Here is a 22582-nt window from a genome sequence, read left to right as displayed (position 1 = left end):
CGGTGGGATACGTGTGTAGAGCCACGGGTCGGAAAAGGTCGGAGGCAGGCGATTTCCCCTAACAAGCCGACGTCCAGAACAAGTCAACATCCAGAATGAGCCACGAAAGAGAAAACGCTCCGGATTCCTCAGGGAGTCCGGAGCGTTTCTCGTTGACGGTCTCGTGCGGGGCTGCGCCGCTCAGGGCTGCGCCGTGCAGAGCCGGGCCGTGCAGCGCCCTCAGGACGGCATGACCGTCAGTCCTGCTGACGTTGTTCGAAGTTGATCACGTCGTCGACGGACATCGAACCGGTCGGATGATCATCCGCATCGAGGAGGTAGAGGCGCTTCACGGCGACCAGTACCGAGTCGATAATCGTGTCCTGCGATTGGCGGTCCCCGAGTATCGCGACGTCTTTCGCGCTGTGGGCGTACCCCAGATAGATCTGGATCGACGGCATCCGCGTCATCCGCAGGATCGGCCAGCTCCGACCGTGGGTACGGCAGTCACGAAGCGGGGTACGGCTGACGATCTCCCGCTGCACGAAGCCGGACAGGGCCTCCCCCAACATCGACTCGGCGCCGAGCGAGTTCCCGAAGTAGAACGTCGCGACGCCGTCGCCGACGGAACCGGGGTGGCGGTCGAGTCGCAGGGAGATCACCAGGTCCGCGTTGAACGCGTTGGCGATCTCGGCGCGCTCCGGATCGGTGGGGATCATCGCCTCGGGCCGGGAGAGGAACACCTCGACACCGGCCTGGTTCATCCGCTCGGACAGTCGCCTGGTGATGTCCCACAGCAACTCGGCATCGGTGATCGTGCCGGTCGGTGTCTCGATCCGGATGGGGTTCTCGGAGCCACTCGGACCTGGATCCAGGACGATGCGCTTGCCCGCGAGCATCGGACCGGAGGTGCGGACTCGCTCCTTCTCGACGAGAGACGAGACGTCACCGCCCTTGAACAGCGTCGAGAAGCGGCCGAGCGTCGCGATGGTCTCCGACTCCACGATCCCGTCCGAGGGCAGCCCACAGTCCCGCTGGAAGTCCGTCACCGCGCCGTGGGTCAGGGCACCGAACGTGCCGTCGACGGGACCGGTGTAGAAGCCGAGCTCACCGAGTCGCCGCTGGAGCTGGGCGACGTCGTCGCCGGCCATCGGCTTGGAGACGATGTAGCTCAGGTCGCGCGTACCGAGTTTGTGGCTCGCATCGGTGAGGGCGGCCTGGGTGGACGACCCCACGATTCCGTCGGAGATCAGACCCCGCGCCTGCTGGAAGGCCAGAACGGCGGCCTCGAGGTCCGCATCGAAGACCGCGTCCGTGCGCGCGAGGGCGGACCCGGTTTCAGGCTCGGTGAGGCCCACGGAGTCAATGTTGTGCAGAAGCCCCATACCCGCGAGAGTGGCCCGGATTGCGGCCACCTCGGGCCCGCGATCACCACGACGCCACGCCATATGGTTCCTCCTGCTCAATGTGGATCAGATACCGCTCGAACTTACCGTCTATGACCCACAGATGCCGGGACCGCACCGGCCGGGAGTCGATCCCTGCCGGTGCGGTCCTCGCCACTATCGACCCGCGTGGCGGCGTCTGGATCTGCCCTCCGGATCAGCCCTCCAGCACGTCGCCGAGTTCGGTCCGGAGAGCGGCCTTGGACTTGGCGCCGGTGATGCGCTTGACGACCTTGCCCTCGGAGAACAGCAGCATCGCCGGGATGGCGGTGATCTGGTACTCGGCGGCCAGCTCCTGGTTGGCCTCCACGTCGACCTTGGCGACGGTGAGCTTGTCGGACTCGGTGCCGGCGAGCTCGTCGAGGACCGGGGCCATCATGGTGCACGGACGGCACCACGTCGCCCAGAAGTCCACGAGGACGGGCTTGGAACCGCTCGCGGTGAGGACGGACTCGGAGAAGTCCGATTCGGTCACGTTGACGATGTTGGGGGTGGCGGCCATGTTGGTGGTCCTTTCGGTGGGTAGGGGTGGGGTCAGGCCTGCTCGGCGAGCCAGCGCTCGGCGTCGATAGACGCGGAGCAGCCGGAGCCGGCGGCGGTGATGGCCTGGCGGTAACGGTGGTCGACGAGGTCGCCACACGCGAAGACGCCGGGGATGGACGTGGCGGTGGTCTGGCCGGTGAGGACGTAGCCGTCGTCGTCGACCTCGACCTGGTCACGTACCAGCTCGGACCGGGGGTCGTGGCCGATCGCCACGAACATCGCGGCGGTCTCCAACTCGCTCGTTTCACCGGTCACGGTGTCGCGCAGCTTCAGCTTCTCTACCGAGCCGTTCTCCCCGGCGACGACCTCGTCGACGGCGGTGTTGAGGATGAAGGTGATCTTCTCGTTCTCGCGCGCACGCTCGAGCATGATCTTGGAGGCGCGGAACTCCTCGCGGCGGTGGACGATGGTCACGGACGAGCCGAACTTGGTGAGGAACGTGGCCTCCTCCATCGCGGAGTCGCCACCGCCGACCACGACGATCGGCTTGTCGCGGAAGAAGAACCCGTCACAGGTGGCGCAGGAGCTGACACCCCGGCCGAGGTACTCCTGCTCCCCCGGGATGCCGAGGTAGCGGGCGGCGGCGCCCATCGCGAGGATCACGGCGCGGGCCTTGTACTCGTCGTCTCCGACGCGCACGGTCTTGATGTCGCCGGTCAGCTCGAGGCCGGTGACGTCCTCCATGCGCAGGTCGGCGCCGAACCTCTCGGCCTGCTCGCGCATCTGCATCATGAGGTCGGGGCCCATCATGCCCTCGGCGAAGCCGGGGAAGTTCTCGACGTCGGTGGTGGTCATGAGCGCGCCGCCGAACTGCGACCCCTCGAACACCAGCGGCTTGAGCTCGGCGCGCGCGGAGTAGATGGCGGCGGTGTACCCGGCCGGGCCGGATCCGACGATGATGACGTCGTGGATGGTCTCGCTCATTGCTTCTTCTGGCTCCTTCGCCGGCAGCAGTCGGGCTCGCAGTTGTGGGCTGGTTCTGGCGATGATCCTGTCAGGACCGTCGGGGCTGAACTCCACCCGGCACAACTCCACACCGCATAACACCGCGGGCGGGCGCCTTGTTCCCGGCGGCGGGGTGGGGACGGGTGTGACGTGGGTGGCGAGCCGGCCTACTGGGTGACCGAGACGCCCTCGAGGAGGACGCTGAGCTTGTCGCGTCCGCGTGAGCACCGACTCTTGACAGTGCCGGGAGGGATGTTGAGGAGGTGGGAGGCCTCGGCGACCGTGCAGCCCAACATGTCGACGACGACGACGGCGTCACGCTGGTCGTGGGGCAGCTCCGACAACGCCTCCGCCACGATGATCGCGTAGGCGGGGTCCTGGTGGAAATGGTCACGCAGGGTGACCTGTTCGTGCAGCGACGGGGTGAGCTGGGTGTGGGAGCGCAGACGTTGCGCGCGCATCTTGTCGAGGCAGGCGTTGACCACGATGCGGTACAGCCAGCCCCGGACTGGGCAGGCGTGCTGGAAGGTGTCGGCCCGACGGAAGGCCGACACGAGGGCCTCCTGGATGGCCTCCGCGGCGTCGTCGCGGTTGAACGAGGTGCGGATCGCCAGGCGCCACAGGTAGTCGTAGTGCCGCTGGACGAGGATCGAGAACGCGTCCGGGTCGCCGGCCACGTGCGCGTCGAGCAGATCGGCGTCGGAGCGCTCCGGGGTCTGGAGGGCAGGCGTCGCCACGTCAGCAGCGGAGTCCCCGGTGTTCACGGCGATCACGTTAGTGCGCTCCCCGCCCGTGTGGGGACTGCACCCTCCTGAATGCGCCTGACTGTAAGCACCCGCCTGAGCGCACCCGACAGAGCTTCAGCCGACAGAGCGTCAGCCGAGGAGCTCGACCTCGGAGACGGTCGCGTTGTACGCCTGCGGTCCGGCGGTGCCGAGCCGGGTGATCCACACGAGGATGTACTCGGCCTCCTCCGGGGCGTCGATCTCGACGGTCGCCTCGCCGTCGCTGACCCGGCCGGAGCCGAGTCGGGTGGTGTCGTCGAGGGAGGTCGGGTTGGCGGATTCCGAGGCGCGTACCTCGAAACGGATGTCCTCCTCGGCCGACAGCTCGAGCACCCGGACCTCGGCCGCCTCGTCGAGGGTCAGCATCAGGCCGATACCGGGCTTGAACGCGCCCGGACCGGTGCCGAACTGGTCACGGTAGGTGTCCGTGGACCACGATGTCGACGGGTCGCCGTCCACCACGTTCGGCGCGCTCCCGCTGTTCTCGGCATTGCCGTTGGACGCGGCGGGCTGCCAGCTGGTCACGGTGGAGACCTCGATCGGCGACGCGTCGGCCTTCTTCTCGGCCGCGTCGTCCTTTTCTGCATCGTCCTCGTTGTCCGACCCGGAGGCCCCGGAACCGTCCCCGGATCCCTCGGCCTGCGGCGACGCCGTTGCCGACTCACGACTGGCCTGGGCCGCGCGCTCGATCGCGTCGAGCTGCGCCGACAGCGGCGTGTCGTTCCTGTCCCCGCCCAACGCGCCGAGCATCCACACCGCCAGCACGACGATCGCCACCACCGCAGCGGCGCTGACACCGGCCATGATCTGCCAGCGACGCTTCTGCACATCGGGATCCGTCGGCTCCGCCGAGGTGAACCAGTGCTCGGAGTCCGACGCGTCGCCGGAGGTGCCGGCTCCGAGGTCGGCTCCGCGGTTGGTTCCGAGGTCGGTCCCGGTGGAGGAACCGAGGCCCGCTGACCGGCCTGCCGACTGGCCGGGAGCCTGGCCGGACCCGGCCGCGCCGCCGCTACCAGCCCCAGCGGGCCGGGCGGCCGACGTCGAGCCGGGCACCGAACCGAGCTCACTGGCAACCATCGCCCGGACGGTGGCGGCCGAGCTCACCGCCGTGCCGTCGAGAGACCGCATCGCGAGGACGGCCGAATCCGGCGCCACCCCGGAACCGGCGACCGTGGGATCGACGAGGTCGTCGTCGTCACGCTCGGCCGCCCCCGGGCGCCCGTCGACCGGACCATGCGCGTCGGATCCCTCCGGCAGATCCATCGGCCACGCGCCGGTGAGCAGGGCGTACAGCACCGCACCCAACCCACGGACGTCCGACCGCGAATCCACGTCGGCCCGGACGCCCGGGAACGCGAGCACGGCCCGCCCGTCCTCGGTGAGGCGCACGCGGTCCGGCGAGTCCAGACCCAGGACCAGCCCCTTCTCCTCCGAGATGGTCGCGGCGTCCGAGAGACCCCACACGGCACGCACGGCCGAATCGGGATCGGGCGAGGCGACGGCGGCGGCCAGGCTCTGTCCGGGGATCCACTCGGTGACCACGATCCCGCCCGCGCGACCCCGGATCACATCGAGCACGCGCGCCAGACCATCGGAATACACACCCGTCAGCGCGACGGTCCGGTCCAACACCCCGGTGGCCGATCCCGGGGGCTGCTCGCCCGGCAGCGGATCGACGAACGTCAGCGCGACGGGCCGGTCCAACCGACGATCACGCGCCTCCCAGAAGGCCTGACCCGACATCCCGCCATGCTGGCGGAGCAGCTCGTAGCGGCCGCCCGCCACCAGCCCACCGGCCGCAAGACGCGGCGGGGTGGGCGGGACATCGCGTGCCGGGACGTCGTTGCTCTGACCCACCCGGTGTCCTCCTCGCCCGTTGCGACACCACCCCTGCCGGTGTCGCCCGTGATTGTCCCGAGTGTACGTACAGCCCTCGGTGCACCCGGCAGGTCTTCGCGGAACCCGGGTCTATCGGCGGAATCGACCCGTGACCCTGCGCAGTACGGGGGTGACGGACTCGAGCTCGGGGAGCCCGGAGCGGGACAGGACGAGGCCGGTCACCGCCAGCGTCACCACACCGGCGATCCCGGCGCGGATCACGAAACCGATGCTGCCGAGCCAGTCGGTGAGCGCGTCCATCGGCAGGACCGTGTCGATCAGCAGGGCGGCGAGGGCACCGACCACCGACGCGCCGAGCGTCCACGCCGCCGAGCGCAGCGTCTCCCGGCCCCGCAGCGGTCCCAGGTTCCGACGCAGCAGGATGTACCCCGACACCGCGCCGACCACCCAGCCGATTCCGTTCGCCAGGGCGAGGCCGACGACGACGTGCGAGCGCTCCTGCGCGACCATCGGCACGATCAGCGACAGCACGATGCGCACGATCGTGATCGCCAGGATCATGATCGTGGGCGTCCAGTAGTCCTCTCCGGCGTAGAAGACGCGCTGCTGCAGCAGGACGATCGCGTACGGCACGAGCGTGAACGCACCGAACGCCAGCGTCATCCCCAGGACGTCGGCGCTCTGCGCGTCGAAATTGCCGTACCGGAACAGGCCGGTCGCGACGACCGGACCGAACGCGGTCATGAACGCGATGATCGGGAGCAGGCCGAACAGCGACAGGCGTGTGCCGAGGGAGATGTCGCGGACAACGGCGTCGGTGCGGCCCGCCACGCCGTTGTCGGCCAGGCGCGGGTTGATCGCGGTGAGGAGCGTGACGCCGATGATCCCGTACGGGACCTGCAGCAGTAGCCAGTACGTCTGGTAGATCGCGATCGCGGCCTCGTCGGCAGCGGAGCCGATCCGGTTCGTCATGACCAGGCCCACCTGCGAGATGAGCACGTACGTGACACCTGCCAGGGCGTGGCCACCGAACTGCTTGAGGCGCGGGTCCAGGCCCCACTCCGGACGCAGCGAGACCCCTGCGCGGCGCAGGGACGGGACGAGGACCAGCGCCTGGACGACCACGCCCAGGGTCGTCCCCAGACCGAGCAGCAGGATGGGCCAGCTGAGCAGGTTCACGGGCGCGGCCGGGTCGATCCCGTTGCCCACCACCGCGAACAGGGCCAGCGTCGCGATGGCCACGAGGTTGTTCCACACCGGCGCCCACGCGCCCGGGGTGAACACACCGTTGTAGTTGAGCACCGCGAGCATCACCGAGAACACGCCGTAGAAGAAGATCTGCGGCAGCAACAGGAACGCGAACGCCGTGGCCAGAGAGGTGTTGACCTCGCCGTCACCGAGGTTCAACTCGGTGAGCAGTGGCGCACAGGCCACCGCGATCACCGTCACGACCAGGGCGAACGTGGCCGAGACGGTGAACAAGCGTCTGAGGAACGACACTCCCCCGTCCGGGTCCTCCTGCGCCGATTTCGCCAACAAGGGCATGAACATGGCGGTGAGCACCGAGCCCAGGACGAGCTCGGTGATCATGTTGGGAAGCGTGTTGGCGGTGTTGAACGCCGACGCGACGGCCGGACCGAGCACCGTGAGGATGAGGATCATCCGCACGAACCCGGTGATGCGGCTCGCGAGGTTGGCGACGGCCATCGACCCGGTGGAGCGCAGCAGCGAGGCGTTGGAGGAATCGCGGGTGCGCCTGCCGGTGCCGCCGCCGGGTTGAGGGGCGGCGGTGTCGTCGGGGCCTGCTTCGGTGGCGGGGTCTGTTCCGGGGCGCTGCGTGCCGGCGTGTGGTGGGCCGGCGGAGTCCGGCGCGAACGAGTCGGCGTCCGGTGGGGGCGCCACCGGACGGACGGGGATCACGCTGCTGCCGGCCTCGCGGCGCCTGTTCCGACGACCGGGATCCGGGATGCGCAGCTCCGGCTGGAGAGAACCCTGGTCGTCGTTCACGGTCGATGCCCTTCATCCGCGGGGTCGAGGATTCCACGACGGTAGCGCAGGAACCGGCGGCCGAAGAGGACGAGGGCGAGCGCCGCCGCGGCGATCGCGAACGCCTGCGCGACCGGATACCCTCCGGTCTGCACCGACAACTCCACGGGCTTCGCGAGCGGTGTGCCGTCCGGACCCGTGAGCGAGAACGACACGATGTGCCGGCCCCCGTCGTCGTACTCGGACTGGGTGGGGACCTGGAGAGTCCGGGAACCGGACGCGGGAACCTGCACCGGTCCCCCCGGATCGACTGTCAGACCCTCCGGCGCCGTGACCTCGACCCTGACGCGCACCGGGAACGGCAGCTGATTGCGGATGACGAGCAGGAGCGGACTGTTGGGACTGGCCATCGTGAACACGCTGCCCGGCGGCAGGAGGTCCACCCTGCCGAGCGACGCGGTGACCGTCTCGCCGAGCCGCTCGAGTCTCTGCGCGACCCGCAGGCGCGCTGCCGTCCCGGTCCCGGAATCGAGCATGCCGTCCCCTCCGGCACGTCTGCCGGTCTCGGAGATCGCGCGCAGCGCGTCACCGACCAACGGCGCGAGATGCCCGGTCGCGCCCGCCGAGGTCGGATCAGAGGTGTCGACGAGCGCGTGCAGGGTGCCGACCCCCTCGAGAACCGACGCCAACCGACGGTCGGTCGTCCCCGCCGGATCATCGGCGAACGGATCCACATCGCCGGGGTCAGCGGCGGAGGTCGGGAAGTCGGCGAGCGACCCGTCGGGGACGGTCACCGGTCCGGCGAGCCGGTCCGCCAGAGGCAGGGCGCGCATCCGCCCCGCGGAAAGCTGGTCGGACAGCGAGCTGAGCAGCGACTCCGCCTGCGTGCCGTTGATGGTCCAGACCTGCGGCGGCACCGCCAGGACCCCGTGCGTCAGGGCGGAGTCCGCGGGAGTCCCGGGGGCTGGTGCTGCGGCGTCGGTGGGCGTGGCGTATTCCGAGACGTCGATCACCGGCGCCAGCAGGCCGGCGAGTGCGTCCTGGAGCCGGGACGCGGGAGCATCAGCGGTCAACCAGTAGCGCGTCGAGGGGTCCGAGTAGCGCGGATTCTCCGGCTCCGCGCCGGTGGCGGCGAGTGCTGAACCGAGCGCGGACGAATAGGTCAGCGCCCGCAGTCCCGGGGTCCCGGCGATCCCCACCATCCCGGGTGACGGAACCACCCCGGTGTCGGCGCGGGTCGACGGTGCGGCGACGATCGCGGTCGCGTCCTCCGCCGACAGGGCCGTGGCGGTGCCCGGCTCGAGTGTCCCCGAGGCGGGCAGGAGCACCTCGTCCTGCGGCTCCACCCCGAGGATGCGCTCGACCGAACCCGGACGGTCGAGGGCGGCGCCGGTGAGCAGGGGCGAACCGACCCGTGCCACCTCGTCGAGATCCGCCTGCGCGGCGGGAAGGGTGACCAGACATCCGGACTCGGCCACGGCACGCACCTCGTCGAGCCATCGGGCGGCATCGGTGGCGACAGCGGCGGGGTCGTCGGGTTCGTAGGCACGGGCCGGACGCCCGGCGTCGCCGTCTGAATCTCCGGAACGGTCCCGCGAGTCAGCGGGTCCGCCGCCGAGGTCGTCGCTCCCGTCGATGAGGACCTTTCTGCCGTCCGCGATGTCCGCGACCGTGGCGACGAGATCCGGATCCACGGCGAGACACGTCGCACGCCGAAGATCCGCGCCGCCCGTGCCGGAGAACGCCTCCTCGGCAGCCCGCACCAGTCCCGTCAACCGCCCGGACTCGGACAGCTCATCGAGCAGGGAACCATCGGTCAACATGACGACGGGGTCCGGCCCCTCGACCCCCGGAACGGGAGAGATCCGGGTCGGCGCGGCCGCCAGCGGCCAGAGGACCGTCAGCGGAACGGACGCCGGGAGGGGGCCCGGTTCGTCCGCCGGCCCGGTGGCGGGGACCTCGTCGTCGTCCCCACGGTCGGGTTCAGTGCTGCCCGGACCACCGGAACCGTCCTGCCCACCAGAACCGCCCTGTTCCGCCGGCTCCGCCGGCGCGCGTGGTACCTCCAGGACGGGCAGCAGGGTGCGCTCGTCGTCCAGTCGCGCCGGTCCCCCGCCCTCGGGCGTGCCGTTGACGTTGACGAGCAGCGGATACACGCCCGGCTCCGTGAGCTGCAGAGACTCCGAACTCTGGCCGGGGATGTCGCGCGCGGGCATGGACACGCTGTAGGTGATCGACTCCCCCGGCCCGAGCGACTCAGTGACGCGCTGGAACTCCCCGCGCAGCCCGAACGACGGCTCCGACCACACCAGCGGATCGCGCACCGCCGTCGCGTCGGACGCCCGCGGACCGCGCTGGAGCCGCACGTCGACGGCCTCGAGCGGGGTGTCGCCGACGTTGGTGATGGTGCCCGACACGGTGATGAGCGGGACGCCGGAATCGGTCCCGATCGCGCCGCCACCCGCCGGGGCGGAACCGTCCAGAACACGCGGACTGACCTCGTCGATCGAGATCGAGGCCAGCGCCGGAGCGGGGTTGGGGATGTAGCCGGCCGCAGCGGCCTGTTCCGGGGTGATCGACTGTGCCGAAGCGACGGCCGCGACGCCCCACATCGGCGCCGAGGCGAGAGCCGCGCTGAGCGCCACCGGCATGAGTGCCCTGGCCACACGCCCACCCGGCCGGTCGGTCACGACGTCGACTCCTCCGGTGCGTCGTCGTGGTGACGGGCGCCTGGTTTCGCGGCGGTGTTCCGTTTTCCGGCGCCGCTCTGGTTCCCCTGCCCGGTCCGGCGGACCGGCGCAGGGCCGTCGGCGCGGCGGGAGGGGTCCACCTGCTGCGCCGCGGCCGGTGCGGGGTTACGCCCGGCGAGCTCGTCGCGGGCGATCTCAGGCAGGAGCGTGCGCGCCTTCTCCACGAGACGCCGCTCGTCCGGGTACGCCAGGCGGCGCGGCAGATCGTCAAAGGCGACCCAGGCGACCTCGGTGATCTCGGGGTCCTCGTCGCAGAGTTCGCCGTGGTCGTAACGCATGAGGTGGTGGTGGACCGTCTTGTGGATCCGACGGCCCTCGGCGACGAACCAGTAGTCGATGATCCCGAGCGGCCCGAGCACCGTGCTGTCCGCGCCGGTCTCCTCGAGGGCCTCGCGGCGCGCGGTCTCCTCGATCGTCTCGCCGGGCTCGATGTGGCCCTTCGGCATTGACCACAGCATCCGGCCGCGACGGTCGAGCCGCCCGATCAGCGCGACCTCCAGACGCGACAGATCCGGCTCCGGCTCCACGGCGGCGGCCTGCGCGAGGCCGCGCACGACGAGGCCACCGGCCGAGGTCTCCAGCACCGTGCGCATGCGCTGGCCACTGCGGGGATGGCGGTTGCCGGTCCGCGCGCCCCGGGGGTTCTTGGTCTGGTTCTTCCCCGAGGACGTGGCGCCGGGCTTGCCGCCGGAACGGGCAGGGGGTCCGGAGCGGGTGGTGCTGGCGGAGGTGGCATGGCCGGAGCCCGACTTGGGGCGGCCCGTGCCGCGTGAGGTCCGGTGGGGCTGGCGGGACGTGGCGCCGGCGGTGCCGTCGTCCGACTTCACGGTGTGGGTCGACTCGCCGCCCTGCTTCTGGGTGTCGGTTGTCACCGCCTGGTTGCGACCGCCCCGGCGACCGCGACCGCCGCGCCGGCGTCGTCGGCCCTGACGCTGCTGGCCGCCCTGACCGTCGTGACCGCCGCGGTTGCCCTGGCCTGTCTGGCCTGACTGGTTGCCCTGAGCGCTCTGGTTGTTCGGGTCCGGTTTTCCGGGCTTTCCGGGCGTGCCGGATGTACTAGACGTACCGGATGTTCGTGACCGGTCGCCTTGCTTGAACTTGCCCGATTCGGCGCCGGTCGCGCCGGCACGAGACGCGCCCGAGGACCCGCGATCATGCCGTTGACCTGCGGAATTTCCGGTGGGAGCACCGGGTCCGGCCGGTCGATGCGCGCGACGTCGCCGCGGCGCTCGTGCGCGCGGGTTGTCGGGATGATCGGCTTCGGACACCCATTGATGCTACCGGCCACGCCTGGTGGTTCCGAAAACCGTCGCCGGTGTGCCCCGTGGACTCCCGGCGTGGGCCGGGCCGGGACCGCGCCGGTACCGCGCGTTAGGCCCCCAGCGCCGGTCCCACGACGCGCCACGAATCGCGCAGCTCGCGGTTGAACAGGGCGAACGTGTGGGCGCCGTTGTCGTAGCGGTCGTAGGTGAAGGGGATTCCCCCGGCCCGGAGCGCGTCGGCCATGTGTCGGGTGCCGAGGTCGGAGGCGAGTTCGGTGCCCGCGCCGATGGAGTAGGTGGCCGATCCGATCTCGGGCTGGTCGTTGGGGCCGGGGTTGCCGGGCGCGGACGCCAGATACAGGGCGGTGCCGCGCAGCCGTTCGACGTTGTGGGACGGATCGTTGTGCACCCATGCGGGGTCGCCGGGCGGGCCCCAGGCGTTGAAGACGTTGCCGCCGCCGCGGGCGACCATCGCGGCCATGGCGGCGCGGCCGAAGGGGGTGGAGACCTCGGGGAATCCCGAGAGGGAGGCGGCCGCGGCGTAGTGGTGTCGACTGGTCGCGGCGAGGGTCAGTGCGGGTCCGCCGGACATGGACACCCCGATCACGCCGCGCGTGCCGTTCAGGTCGTATCCCCCGGCCAGGGCGGCGGGCAGTTCGTCGTCGAGGAACGTATGCCACCGGTTCACCCCGAGTACGGGGTCGGGGTGTTGCCAGTCGGTGTAGAGGCTGAACCGTCCGCCTTCGGGGCTGGCCACGAGGACCTGTTTGTCGGCGAAGAACTGCTCGTAGTCCGTGTGGTACGCCCAGCCGACGTGGTCCTCGCCGCCGCCGACGCCGTTGAGGAGGACGAGTAGCGGTGCCGGTCCGGGGTTCGGGGGCAGGAGCAGGAACGTGGGGACGGCCTTGTTCATGGACGGCGACCACACGTCGGCGAGCACTTTGCGTCCCTCGACGGGCTGGACGCGCAGGATCTGCGGCCGGGACGTGTCTGCCGGCGGCGGTGCGGTGGGGCGCGGGGTGGTGGTGAAGCCGAGCGCCGTGGAGGTGTCGACGCCGCGTGCGGACTGCGCGCCGGCGGTGGGCAGGCCCAGTCCGCTGACGGCGAGGGCCACCGTGGTGAAAACTGCGACGGCGCGGTTCGTGGCGGCGGAACGGAGAGTACGACGACGACGAGTCACACCGCTCACTCTAGTTTGATTGCTTCACTTTTCATATCCCCCGTGCTCGGGCTCCGAGCGGTCGCGGTCGCCCACGCGCCTCGGCGACTAGAGTCCGGGATATGAGTTCTGGTCCCACCGCCCACGCTTCGGTCCTGCGACACAAGGCCGTTCCGGGCCGTCGGGATCAGCTGATCGAGGCGTGGCGCCGGAACATGCCGGAGGCGGTGACGGACAACGACGGCCACGTCGCCTATGTGCTGTGCGCCTCCTTCGCCGATCCGGACGAGCTGCTCATCTTCCAGCACTATCGGAGCGCCGCGGATGCCCAGCGGTTCCTCGGAAATCCCGCGTACCTGAAGTATCTCGAGGAGTCCCGCGACCTGCTCGCCGGTCCGCCCGAGGTCGAGCCGGTGGAGCCGCTCTGGTCCAAGGACCCGGCGCAGGACACGGTCGGTCCGCTGACGCCATAGCGCCTCGGTGCACCGGTCGCGTTTTCAGCGCTTCTCGTCTGCGTACCGCTCTTCCCGGCTCTTACTTCCGCCTTTCCTCTCTGCCACCGCTGTTTCTCCCCTCTCTGTTCTTCCAGGTCTCCCCTTCGCCCCTCCGCTTCCTTTCCTCTCCCCTCCCCTCCGGCTCCCTTCTCCAGTCCTCGGCGCCAGCGCGTGAATCGAGATCCAAAAATTCGATTGATTTGCGTATCGAACACTATTGCTATATATGGCCGCTTCCGCTAAGCTGGAACGCAAGTTCGAATCACGGTGGGCGGTAGGTACCGCCACCAGCGTTGTGGGACGGGGGTGTGGGGCCGGATGGGTGAGTGTGACGACGACATCGACGACGACGACAACGGCTAGACCCCGCCGGTTTGCAATCAAGGGTTGACAGTCTCCGCATATCGATTATCGTGATTATCGTTCTTCGATAACAACGACAATCGATAGGGGAACCCGATGTCCAGGACGAACCGCACACCCTCCACCACCACCGACTGCCGCCCCGATGCCGACCGGCGCGGGGTCACCACCTGGGTATACATCTGCGCGACCGCCGTGGGTCTCTGGGTGCTCGCGCCGCTCATCACCAGGCTCATCTCGCTCGCCTTGGGCGACTCCGTGACGCTCACCCTGTCCCGGCCTGACGAGCTGTCCGGCCCTGCTGGCACAGAACTTCTGGGTCTGACCACGACGGTCCCGGTCGATCAGCTCGGCTCGGCGGCGACGACCGGCGTCGTCGTCGGCACCGTCCTCGAGCTCATAGCGGTGCTCGTCATGCTCGCAGCCGTGACCGTCGTGATGAGGTCGCTCCGACCGGGCCGTGAACTGGGCAACCGGGCGAAGGTCGTCGCCATCATCGTGGTGCTCGTCGCCGGGATCATCGGCCTCATCGGGGCGAACGTTCTCACCGGCGCCGGCGTCTCCGCGTGCCTGGAGCTGTACACGAGCTGCTCAGCAGGACGGACCTGGAATGATCCGCTCACCACGGCCTTCCCGATCGCCGGCATCGCACTCGGACTCGTCTTTGCCCTGGTCCGGAGCGAGACGGTCGCCCGACACAACGCCGAGGGACTCGTCTGATGTCAGGAGCCGATCAGGATCTGGGCGATATCGCACGGGCCGACACCGGCCAAGCCGACTCCGATCTGGACGACACCGGCCCGGACAACACCGAGGTGGGCGACACCAAATTGGGCGACACCAAATTGGGCGACACCGAGCTCGTGGTCCGGTGCCATCTGGACCGCCTGCTCTACGAGCGGGGCCTCACACTCTCTGCGCTGGCCGAGAAGGTGGGCGTCACCGTGGTGAACCTGTCGGTGCTCAAGAACGACCGGGCAAAGGCCATCAGGTTCAGCACACTGGTCGCCCTGTGCCGCGAGCTCGACTGCCAGCCCGGCGACCTGCTCACCGTCGGCGAGCCGGCGTGACCGGGTCAGCTCACCTGTCACCCCCGAGTCCGCCCACCAAGGAATCCGCTACTCAAAAGCCACATCCGCTACCGGAATTGGGGTAGCGGATGTGGCTTTTGAGTAGCGGATTTGCGACAAAGCGACCGGTCAGACGTCGAGGAAGCGGACGTCGCGGGCGTTGCGGGTGATGAAGCTTCGGCGCGCGTCCACGTCCTCGCCCATGAGGATCGAGAACAGCTCGTCCGCGGCGGCCGCGTCCTCGAGCGTCACCTGGCGGAGCGTGCGGACCGTCGGGTCCATGGTGGTCTCCCACAGCTCCTTCGGGTTCATCTCACCGAGGCCCTTGTAGCGCTGGATGCCGTCGTCGACATTGATCTTGCGCTTGTTCTCCAGGCCGATCTTGAGCAGCTCGTCGCGCTCGCGGTCCGAGTACGCGAAGTCCGGCTCGCCCTTGCCCCACTTGAGCTTGTAGAGCGGCGGCTGCGCCAGGTAGACGTAGCCGTTCTCCACCAGAGGCTTCATGAAGCGGAACAGGAGCGTGAGCAGCAGGGTCGCGATGTGCTGACCGTCCACGTCGGCATCGGCCATGAGGACGATCTTGTGGTAGCGCAGCTTGTCGATGTCGAACTCTTCGTGAATGCCGGTACCCAGGGCCGTGATGATGGCCTGGACCTCGGCGTTCTTGAGGACCTTGTCGATCCGCGACTTCTCGACGTTGATGATCTTTCCGCGCAGCGGCAGGATCGCCTGGAACATCGAGTCGCGGCCCGACTTGGCCGAGCCACCGGCGGAGTCGCCCTCCACGATGTACAGCTCGGACTTGGCCGGATCCTTGGACCGGCAGTCGGCGAGCTTGCCCGGCAGGCCGCCGATGTCGGTGGCGGACTTGCGACGCACCATCTCGCGGGCCTTACGCGCGGCGACGCGCGCCTGGCTCGAAGCAACGGCCTTGTTGACGATCGTCTTGGCCTCGGCCGGATTGGCCTCGAACCAGTGACCCACGTGCTCGGACACCTGTCGCTGGACGAAGCCCTTGACCTCGGTGTTGCCGAGCTTGGTCTTGGTCTGGCCCTCGAACTGCGGATCGCCGATCTTCGCGGAGATCACCGCGGCGAGGCCCTCCCGGATGTCGTCACCCGTGAGGTTGGGGTCCTTCTCCTTGAGCAGCTTCTTGTCGCGCGCGTACTTGTTGACCAGCGAGGTCAGCGCGGAGCGGAAGCCCTCCTCGTGCGTACCGCCCTCGTGAGTGTTGATCGTGTTGGCGAACGTGTGGACCGACTCCGAGTAGCCGGAGTTCCACTGCATCGCGACCTCGACCTCGTGGCCGGTCCCCTTGCCCTCGAAGTAGAGGATCGTCGGGTGGATCGCGGTCTTGGACTTGTTGATCGCCGTGACGTAGTCCTTGAGACCGTCCGGGTAATGGAAGGTGCGCTTGCGCTCGCGGACCTTCGCAGAGGTCTCCGCCTTCTCCGGCGCCGCGGCGTCGGCCGCGCCCTCGACGAACGCCTGCTCCGCGTCGACAGCGTGCTCGACATCCGAGCCCTCGTCGGAGCCGGGTGAGCTGTCGCCCGTGCCCTCACTGTCCGCGATCGCCTCGAGCTCCGCGTCCCCCTCGGCCCGGGCCCGCCGATCGATCAGCGTGATGGTCAAGCCCTTGTTGAGGAACGCCATCTCCTGGAGACGGCGGGCGACGATCTCGAAGTCGTACTCCGTGGTCTCGAAGATCGACCCATCGGCCCAGAAGCGGGTCCGCGTGCCGGTGCCCTCAGCGGGACCCGCGTCCACGAGCTCAGCCGGCACCGCCTTCTCGAAGTTCTGCTTCCACAGACGACCGTCACGCTTGATCTGCACCTCGACGCGCGTCGACAGCGCATTGACCACGGAGATACCGACGCCGTGCAGACCGCCCGAGACCGCGTACGAATCCGAGTCGAACTTGCCGCCGGCGTGCAGCTGGGTCATGACGACCTGGACGGTGGGCATCCCCGACTCGTGCACCTCGACCGGGATGCCTCGACCGTCATCGATGACCTCGATGCTGCCGTCGTCGTGCATCGTGACCTGGACGCCGGTGGCGTGCCCGGCCATCGCCTCGTCGATCGAGTTGTCGACGACCTCCCAGATGAGGTGATGCAGACCCCGCGGCCCGGTCGAGCCGATGTACATACCCGGACGCATCCGGACAGCCTCGAGCCCTTCGAGGACGGTGATCGACGATGCACCGTAATCGGTCGAGCCCTTGTTGTCGGCCTTGCTACTGGCGTCCGCCACGTGCGAACTCCTCGCGTCTCGGGGAACTGTGGAACGCAGCAAGTCTACCTGCGGGAACCCGATCGATGTCCGCTGGCGCGCCGTCACGGGCCCTCAGGACTGCTCTCCGGCGGTCGACATCGCCATCGGAAGGGGGTCCCGCGTGGCGCCGCCAAAGCCCTCAGCGGCGCGATCTCGGCGCCCTCGCCATGTCCGGATCCCGCTGCCCGGCCGCCTATCCGTACGTGTCCCGCGGCCCCCGACCCGAGACGTGCAGCGGTCCCTTGCGCCAGCTCGGCTTCTCCGGGCCCTCTATCTTCAACCGGCGCACGTGGCCCGGACCCATCGCCTTGGCGATCTTGCGGAGGATGTCCGCCGACATCAACCTCAGCTGCGTCGCCCAGGCCGTACTGGAGGCCCGGACATAGAGGATCCCCTCCTCGAGCCGCTCCGGAGTCGCATGCGCCGCGACGTCCTCGCCCACGATCCGGCCCCACTCCGCGAAGAGTCGACCGGTCGTGACCTTGTCGCCCCACCCCCGCTTCTTGGCCACCTGCCCGAAGAGCTTGCCGAGCGGCTGCGGGTCCCACGGGTCATCGCCCGATCCGGTCCACCCGCGCCTGCGCAGTCGACGGCCACCACCCACGGGCCCGGAACGCCCGCGACCCACCTGCTTGCCCTCCGCCCGCGCCCGGGCTCGCGCTTCCTCCAACGCCTGCTTGGCGATGTCATAACCACGTTGCGGCTGGTCAGACGGTGTTGCGGACCCACCAGAATTCCCGGTCACAGCTGCTCCTCGCTTCCGAAATCGGTGTTGTCGTCGTCGTTATACTCCCCACCGTCGGTTCCTCCCGCGTCGCCGACGGCCGGTCCCGCGCTGCCCACGACGCCGTTGTCGCCCGCCTCCGGGACGGTGTCGGAGCGCCGTGGTGACGGTGTCATCGCGGAGTGACGATCCGGCCCCTCGCCCGTCATCACGACGTCATGACGGGCCCCGCGCAACCCACCTGGCACATCCTCCCCCACCGCCGCGGTGATGAGAACCTGCTCCACGCCGGCCGCCACCTGAGCCAGCGCGGCACGGCGATGACGGTCGAGTTCCGCGAACACGTCGTCGAGGAGGAGCACCGGTTCGATCCCGTCGGCGCGGAACAACTCGAGCGAACCGAGACGCAGCGCGAGCGCGAACGACCACGTCTCGCCGTGGCTCGCGAAGCCCTTCGCCGGCTCGTCGCCGAGGGTCAGGATCAGGTCGTCCCGATGCGGTCCGACGAGCGACTGCCCCCGGTCGATCTCGTCTCGTCGCCGCGACCCCAACTCGGCGAGCAGGAGCGCCTCGACGAACTCGGGGTCGGTCAGCTCGCCCTCCGCGGGCGGGGACGCGACGCGGAACCGGTAGGTGAGGTCGGCGGGGCGTGACTCGGGGGCGAGGGAGCGATAGGCGTCGACGACGAGGGGACGCAACTGCTCGAGGAGAGCGACACGGCCGGAGACGATCCGCGCCCCTATCTCGGCGAGACGGCCGTCCCACACGTCGAGGGTGTCCAGGACCGCAGCTGATTCCTCCGGTCGACCCCGACGGAGTGCACCGGAGGCGGACTTGAGGAGCGCGGTGCGCTGACGCAACACCGACGCGTAGTCACCGAGGTCTCTCCCGAGCGCCGGCCGTCGCTGCGACATGAGCTCGTCGAGGAGGCGTCGACGTTCGGCCGGCTCGCCCCGCACGAGCGCGAGGTCTTCGGGCGCGAACAGCACAGACTGGACCACGCCGAGGATGTCGCCGAGGCGCCGGCTGGGCGAGGTGTTGAGTCGGGCGCGGTTGGCCTTTCCCGAGTTCAGGGCCAATTCGACCGTGAGCTCCCGGCCGGCGTTGTGGGCCAGCGCGCCGATGAGTGCGGTCTCGGTCCCCGACCGGATCATCGGCGCGTCGCCGGCGACGCGATGTGAGCGCAGCGTGGACAGGACGCCGATCGCCTCGAGGACGTTCGTCTTCCCGTGGCCGTTTCGCCCGATCAGCGTGGTGACGCCCGGCTCCATGTTCAGTTCGAGCAGAGGCCAGGAGCGGAAATCCAGAAGTCTTAAGTGACGCAGGTGCATGCCTGCTCAGCTCACGGCGGGCGTCAGCCCGGCAGGCGCACGGGCATGAGGAGGTAGGTGTGATCGGTCTCGATCGGTGCGATCGACCCGTCCGCTCCGACCTCGGGGAGCTCTTCGGGTGCGGGACGCAGCACGGCCGGTCGGCTGGGCAGCGTGAAGCCGAACGCCACGCGCGAGGCGTGGACACTTCCCAGACCGTCGAGCAGGTAGCCCGGGTTGAAGGCAATGGTCAGCGGCTCGCCCACGAAATCGACCGGCAGGGTCTCGTTCGCCTGCGCCGCGTCATCGCCACCGGCGGACAGCGCGAGCTCACCCTCGCTGAACGCCATCCGGACCTGCACACCGCGGTCGGCGACCAGGGCCACGCGCTTGATGGCCTGGACCAGCGCGTCCACGTCGACGACCGCGATCGAGGTGTGCTGGGCCGGCAGCAGCTGCCGGACCTTGGGGAACTCCGCGTCGAGCAGGCGGGTGGTGGTGCGCTGGCCGGAGACGAGGACACCGAGGATCCCGTCCGCGCCGACCTCGGCGCCGGCGCCCAGGCTCAGGTCGACGCGGCCACTGCCGCCTGCGGACCGGGTGATGTCGGACAGCGCCTTGGCCGGGATGAGCACCTCTACCGCGACATCCGGGCGGGTCGGCTCCCACTCGAACTCACGGATGGCGAGCCGGAAACGGTCGGTCGCGATGAGCGTGACCTTCGGTCCCTCGATCTCCATCCGTACACCGGTGAGCATCGGCAGGGTGTCATCCTTGCCCGCGGCCGCGACGACCTGGGCGACGGCTTCCGAGAACGCCTCGACCTGCGCGGAGCCGGTGACCTCCGGCATCGTCGGCAGCTGCGGGTAGTCCTCGACCGGCATCGTCGGCAGCGTGAACTTCGCCGAGCCGCAGGTGATGTACATCTTCTGCGCGGTGACCGTGACCTCGACCGGACGATCGGGCAGTGCACGAGCGATGTCTGCGAGGAGCCGGCCCGAGACCAGCGTGCTTCCCGGCTCGGTGACCTCGGCAGGGACCGCGACCTGCGCGGACGTCTCGTAGTCGAAGCCCGAGATGGTCAGACCCGAGTCGGCCTCGAGCAGGACTCCGCCGAGGATCGGCACCGACGGGCGGGAGGGCAGTGTCCGCGCCACCCAGGCCACGGAATCCGCAAAGTCCTCGCGGGTGACGCGGAACGTCGGATCCGTGATCTCCATCGATGACCTCTTTCAGGCAGGGCGGACACCTGCATCAGGTGTCTGGACTATTGGTCTGTTGGGGCAAGCGTGTGACGCATTCCGTCGCGAGGCGCCGGGACGTCTCCATGAGAGTAACCGCTCGGACCGACATGGGTCACACGGTAGGGGTGTAATCCGGTCAAGCAGGCTCGCCGTTCCACATCCCTACTTCTTACAAGAACTCTTGAAAGAGATAAGAGGTAGTAGTAGGTCCTGTGAAATTGTGAGCCGGGTCCTGTAATCACAGGTCTCGGCCGATTTCAGCGTGTGGACGTAGCTGTCAGTTCTTGTGATTACTTTCGAGGGGGCCGTGGAATGAGAGAAATCGGTCCACCCTCTGTCCACCGTTCGTCCACAGGAACCCACAATTTTATCCACAGCTGTGAAAGGTGTGATCTGGAGCCATGTTGTCAGTGTGTCAGCGCCTGACCGGGTGCACTCAGCGTGCGACCGGGTGCGCGCGGCTCGTGTGCGAGTGCGTGTAGCGCGTCGTGCGCGCCGGCACCACGGGCCCCGGAGGTGCTCCGAACCGGCGAATCGGCGGGTATGTCGGGGTGGTGCAACGCTCTCAGGCCCTCACTGACCGGTTCTGGCGTCTTTGGGCGCTTTTCGGCGGCTCTGTATGGCTCTGCGTGGCGTTGTACGGGTCAGAATGGGGCTGAGCGGCCGCGTGAGGGCCGGGTACATAGCGGGACAGGCAAACCTACGGCCCGATTCTCTGGTTTGGGTGCGTGCAGCGGGTGTCCCGGTCTGATTCGCGGCTCGGGTGCATCGGCTCGGAGGCGAGCGGCCCACCGAGACACGACGTCACATCGCGCGTGAGCGCTCGCGGATCCGGGCGGTGAGCTCCTGGATCTGGTCGTAGGTGCGTCGATCGTCCTTGATCTCGCGGAGGATCTTGCGCTGGGCGTACATGACGGTGGTGTGGTCCTTGCCGCCGAACGTCACGCCGATCTTGGGAAGCGAGAGATCGGTGAGCTCGCGACACAGGTACATGGCGATCTGTCGCGCGCGCGACAGCGACCGCGTCTTGGAGGTGCCGCACAGCTCATCGATGCTGGTCGAGAAGAACTCCGCCGTCACCGCCATGATCGTCGCTGCGGAGATCTGGAGAGAGTCGTCGTCGGACACGACGTCACGCAACACGACCTCGGCCAGCGGGACATCGATCTCGTGGCCGTTGAGTGAAGCGAACGCGACGACGCGGATCAGCGCCCCCTCGAGCTCGCGGATATTGCGCTGGACACGGGTGGCGATGAGCTCCAGGACGCTCCGCGGGACCTCGTATTCCTCGGATTTTGCCTTCTTGTCGAGGATGGCGATCCTGGTCTCGAGCTCAGGCGGCTGGATGTCCGTGATCAGTCCCCACTCGAAGCGGGTCCGGAGTCGATCCTCGAGATGCTGCAGCTGTTTCGGGGGCCGGTCGGAGGAGATGACGATCTGCTTCTGGGCGTTGTGGATCGTGTTGAACGTGTGGAAGAACTCTTCCTGCACCTGTTCTTTGCCGATGAGGAACTGGATGTCGTCCACGAGAAGGATGTCCGCTTCGCGGTATCGCTTCTTGAACATGTTCTGACGGCCGTCACGGACCGAGTTGATGAAGTCGTTCGTGAACTCCTCGGTTGAGACGTACTTGACCTTCTGGTCTGAGTACATCCGAAGCGAGTAGTGGCCGATCGCGTGGAGGAGGTGGGTCTTCCCCAGTCCTGATTCTCCCCAGATGAACAGTGGGTTGTAGGCCCGCGCCGGCGCCTCGGCGACCGCGAGTGCCGCGGCCCTCGCGAACCTATTCGAGTTCCCCTGGACGAATCCGCTGAAGGTGTATCGCTCGTTGAGACCGGGTGCGGTCGCCGCTGAGAGTGCCTCGTCGCGTTCGCCGCCGCTGAGCAGCCGCTCGGCCGCGATCTGCTCCTCGGTCATCCGGGTCGGTCGCGCGGCCTGGTCGTTTTTTTCCTCTTCGGGTTCCGAGCGGTAGATCTCATCGACATCGATGTCCGATGCGCCGTCCTCGTCCACCGCGACCTGGGTGCCGGCGAGGGAGGTGTCGACTTTGACCGCGAGATCGACGGGCTCTCCGAGCTGTGAGCTCAGGGCGCGGGTGATCGGTCCACGGAGGACGGACTCGATGTTGTCGCGCGCGATGGTCGACGGTGCAGCGATCATCACGAAACCGTTGACAACTGCTATCGGCTGCACGAGCCGGAGCCATGCCTGCTGCTGACGGGAGAGAACCGGGTTGTCGTCACTGGCCAGTTCCGGGTCGGTCAACCTGTCGAGGACCGCAGCCCACACGTGTTCGAGCTCAGGAGACACGGTGGGCGGTCTCCTCTCGTCTGGCGTCGGGCGTCGTCGTTTTGGGCCGGCTGGATCCGTTCCACAGGACACACACTGTATCCACAGGCACGTGCACAGG

17 protein-coding genes are annotated in these 22582 nt (G+C 68.7%); 3 read left to right on the top strand and 14 right to left on the bottom strand.

The genetic code is table 11. From position 1 onward, the window contains the following. Positions 1-236: 236 nt before the first annotated feature. The 9 genes from OPF83_RS15760 to OPF83_RS15720 all read right to left on the bottom strand — a co-directional run bounded on the left by OPF83_RS15760 (position 237) and on the right by OPF83_RS15720 (position 12714). Positions 237-1427 carry an N-acetylmuramoyl-L-alanine amidase gene (locus OPF83_RS15760; protein ID WP_264888569.1) on the bottom strand — a complete coding sequence of 397 codons (1191 nt, stop codon included), beginning with the start codon at positions 1425-1427 and terminating at the stop codon, positions 237-239. A 154-nt stretch (positions 1428-1581) separates the two neighbouring features. Then, positions 1582-1926: a thioredoxin gene (gene trxA, locus OPF83_RS15755; protein WP_264888568.1), complete on the bottom strand. Its 345-nt coding sequence runs from the start codon at positions 1924-1926 to the stop codon at positions 1582-1584. 32 nt (positions 1927-1958) lie between these two features. Next, a complete protein-coding gene (trxB, locus tag OPF83_RS15750) occupies positions 1959-2891 on the bottom strand; it encodes a thioredoxin-disulfide reductase (protein ID WP_264888567.1) in 933 nt (310 codons plus the stop codon). Between the two features lie 188 nt (positions 2892-3079). Then, entirely contained in the window at positions 3080-3685 is a 606-nt protein-coding gene (sigM, locus tag OPF83_RS15745) for an RNA polymerase sigma factor SigM (protein ID WP_375546282.1), read from the bottom strand. Positions 3686-3787: 102 nt separating this feature from the next. Beyond that, positions 3788-5554: a protein kinase family protein gene (locus OPF83_RS15740; protein ID WP_264888565.1), complete on the bottom strand. Its 1767-nt coding sequence runs from the start codon at positions 5552-5554 to the stop codon at positions 3788-3790. Positions 5555-5665: 111 nt separating this feature from the next. Next, positions 5666-7543 (bottom strand): murein biosynthesis integral membrane protein MurJ, encoded by a 1878-nt coding sequence (locus tag OPF83_RS15735; RefSeq protein WP_264888564.1) that lies wholly within the window; start codon positions 7541-7543, stop codon positions 5666-5668. Continuing rightward, positions 7540-10212 carry a hypothetical protein gene (locus tag OPF83_RS15730; RefSeq protein ID WP_264888563.1) on the bottom strand — a complete coding sequence of 891 codons (2673 nt, stop codon included), beginning with the start codon at positions 10210-10212 and terminating at the stop codon, positions 7540-7542. The genes OPF83_RS15735 and OPF83_RS15730 overlap by 4 nt, the downstream gene beginning before the upstream one ends. Beyond that, a complete protein-coding gene (locus tag OPF83_RS15725; RefSeq protein ID WP_264888562.1) occupies positions 10209-11144 on the bottom strand; it encodes an NUDIX hydrolase in 936 nt (311 codons plus the stop codon). The genes OPF83_RS15730 and OPF83_RS15725 overlap by 4 nt, the downstream gene beginning before the upstream one ends. Before the next feature lie 499 nt (positions 11145-11643). Then, a complete protein-coding gene (locus OPF83_RS15720) occupies positions 11644-12714 on the bottom strand; it encodes an alpha/beta hydrolase family protein (RefSeq protein WP_264888561.1) in 1071 nt (356 codons plus the stop codon). 101 nt (positions 12715-12815) lie between these two features. Between OPF83_RS15720 and OPF83_RS15715 the strand changes: the two genes are divergently transcribed. From OPF83_RS15715 to OPF83_RS15705, 3 genes are all read left to right on the top strand, one after another. Further along, the gene (locus OPF83_RS15715) at positions 12816-13166 is read left to right on the top strand and encodes a putative quinol monooxygenase (protein ID WP_264888560.1); all 351 of its coding nucleotides are present in this window, start codon (positions 12816-12818) and stop codon (positions 13164-13166) included. A 480-nt stretch (positions 13167-13646) separates the two neighbouring features. Next, positions 13647-14270 carry a hypothetical protein gene (locus OPF83_RS15710; RefSeq protein WP_264888559.1) on the top strand — a complete coding sequence of 208 codons (624 nt, stop codon included), beginning with the start codon at positions 13647-13649 and terminating at the stop codon, positions 14268-14270. Between the two features lie 125 nt (positions 14271-14395). Next, positions 14396-14620, top strand: a complete 225-nt coding sequence (locus OPF83_RS15705; RefSeq protein WP_264888580.1) for a helix-turn-helix transcriptional regulator — start codon at positions 14396-14398, stop codon at positions 14618-14620. Between the two features lie 129 nt (positions 14621-14749). On the opposite strand, the gene gyrB is transcribed toward OPF83_RS15705, so the two are convergent. From gyrB to dnaA, 5 genes are all read right to left on the bottom strand, one after another. Further along, complete coding sequence (gene gyrB, locus OPF83_RS15700; protein ID WP_264888558.1) at positions 14750-16873, bottom strand: DNA topoisomerase (ATP-hydrolyzing) subunit B; 2124 nt, start codon at positions 16871-16873, stop codon at positions 14750-14752. A 214-nt stretch (positions 16874-17087) separates the two neighbouring features. Further along, positions 17088-17639, bottom strand: coding sequence for a DciA family protein (locus OPF83_RS15695; protein ID WP_264888557.1), 552 nt, complete (start codon positions 17637-17639; stop codon positions 17088-17090). Beyond that, a complete protein-coding gene (gene recF, locus OPF83_RS15690) occupies positions 17636-18949 on the bottom strand; it encodes a DNA replication/repair protein RecF (RefSeq protein WP_264888556.1) in 1314 nt (437 codons plus the stop codon). The genes OPF83_RS15695 and recF overlap by 4 nt, the downstream gene beginning before the upstream one ends. A gap of 23 nt (positions 18950-18972) precedes the next feature. Next, on the bottom strand, positions 18973-20148 hold the full coding sequence (gene dnaN, locus OPF83_RS15685) for a DNA polymerase III subunit beta (protein ID WP_264888555.1): 1176 nt from the start codon (positions 20146-20148) through the stop codon (positions 18973-18975). Between the two features lie 828 nt (positions 20149-20976). Continuing rightward, positions 20977-22482: a chromosomal replication initiator protein DnaA gene (gene dnaA / locus OPF83_RS15680; RefSeq protein ID WP_375546281.1), complete on the bottom strand. Its 1506-nt coding sequence runs from the start codon at positions 22480-22482 to the stop codon at positions 20977-20979. Between the last annotated feature and the right edge of the window lie 100 nt (positions 22483-22582).

The organism is Dietzia sp. NCCP-2495, from assembly GCF_026011735.1.
Classification (GTDB): domain Bacteria; phylum Actinomycetota; class Actinomycetes; order Mycobacteriales; family Mycobacteriaceae; genus Dietzia.
The sequence above is the reverse complement of the archived record's forward strand: the minus strand, read 5'-3'. Positions and strand labels throughout refer to the sequence as shown.

Coding starts and splice junctions, on each gene's coding strand:
- OPF83_RS15760 (WP_264888569.1), bottom strand. CDS start 1,427: ATGGCGTGGCGTCGTGGTGATCGCGGGCCCGAGGTGGCCGCAATCCGG.
- trxA (WP_264888568.1), bottom strand. CDS start 1,926: ATGGCCGCCACCCCCAACATCGTCAACGTGACCGAATCGGACTTCTCC.
- trxB (WP_264888567.1), bottom strand. CDS start 2,891: ATGAGCGAGACCATCCACGACGTCATCATCGTCGGATCCGGCCCGGCC.
- OPF83_RS15715 (WP_264888560.1), top strand. CDS start 12,816: ATGAGTTCTGGTCCCACCGCCCACGCTTCGGTCCTGCGACACAAGGCC.
- OPF83_RS15710 (WP_264888559.1), top strand. CDS start 13,647: ATGTCCAGGACGAACCGCACACCCTCCACCACCACCGACTGCCGCCCC.
- recF (WP_264888556.1), bottom strand. CDS start 18,949: ATGCACCTGCGTCACTTAAGACTTCTGGATTTCCGCTCCTGGCCTCTG.
- dnaN (WP_264888555.1), bottom strand. CDS start 20,148: ATGGAGATCACGGATCCGACGTTCCGCGTCACCCGCGAGGACTTTGCG.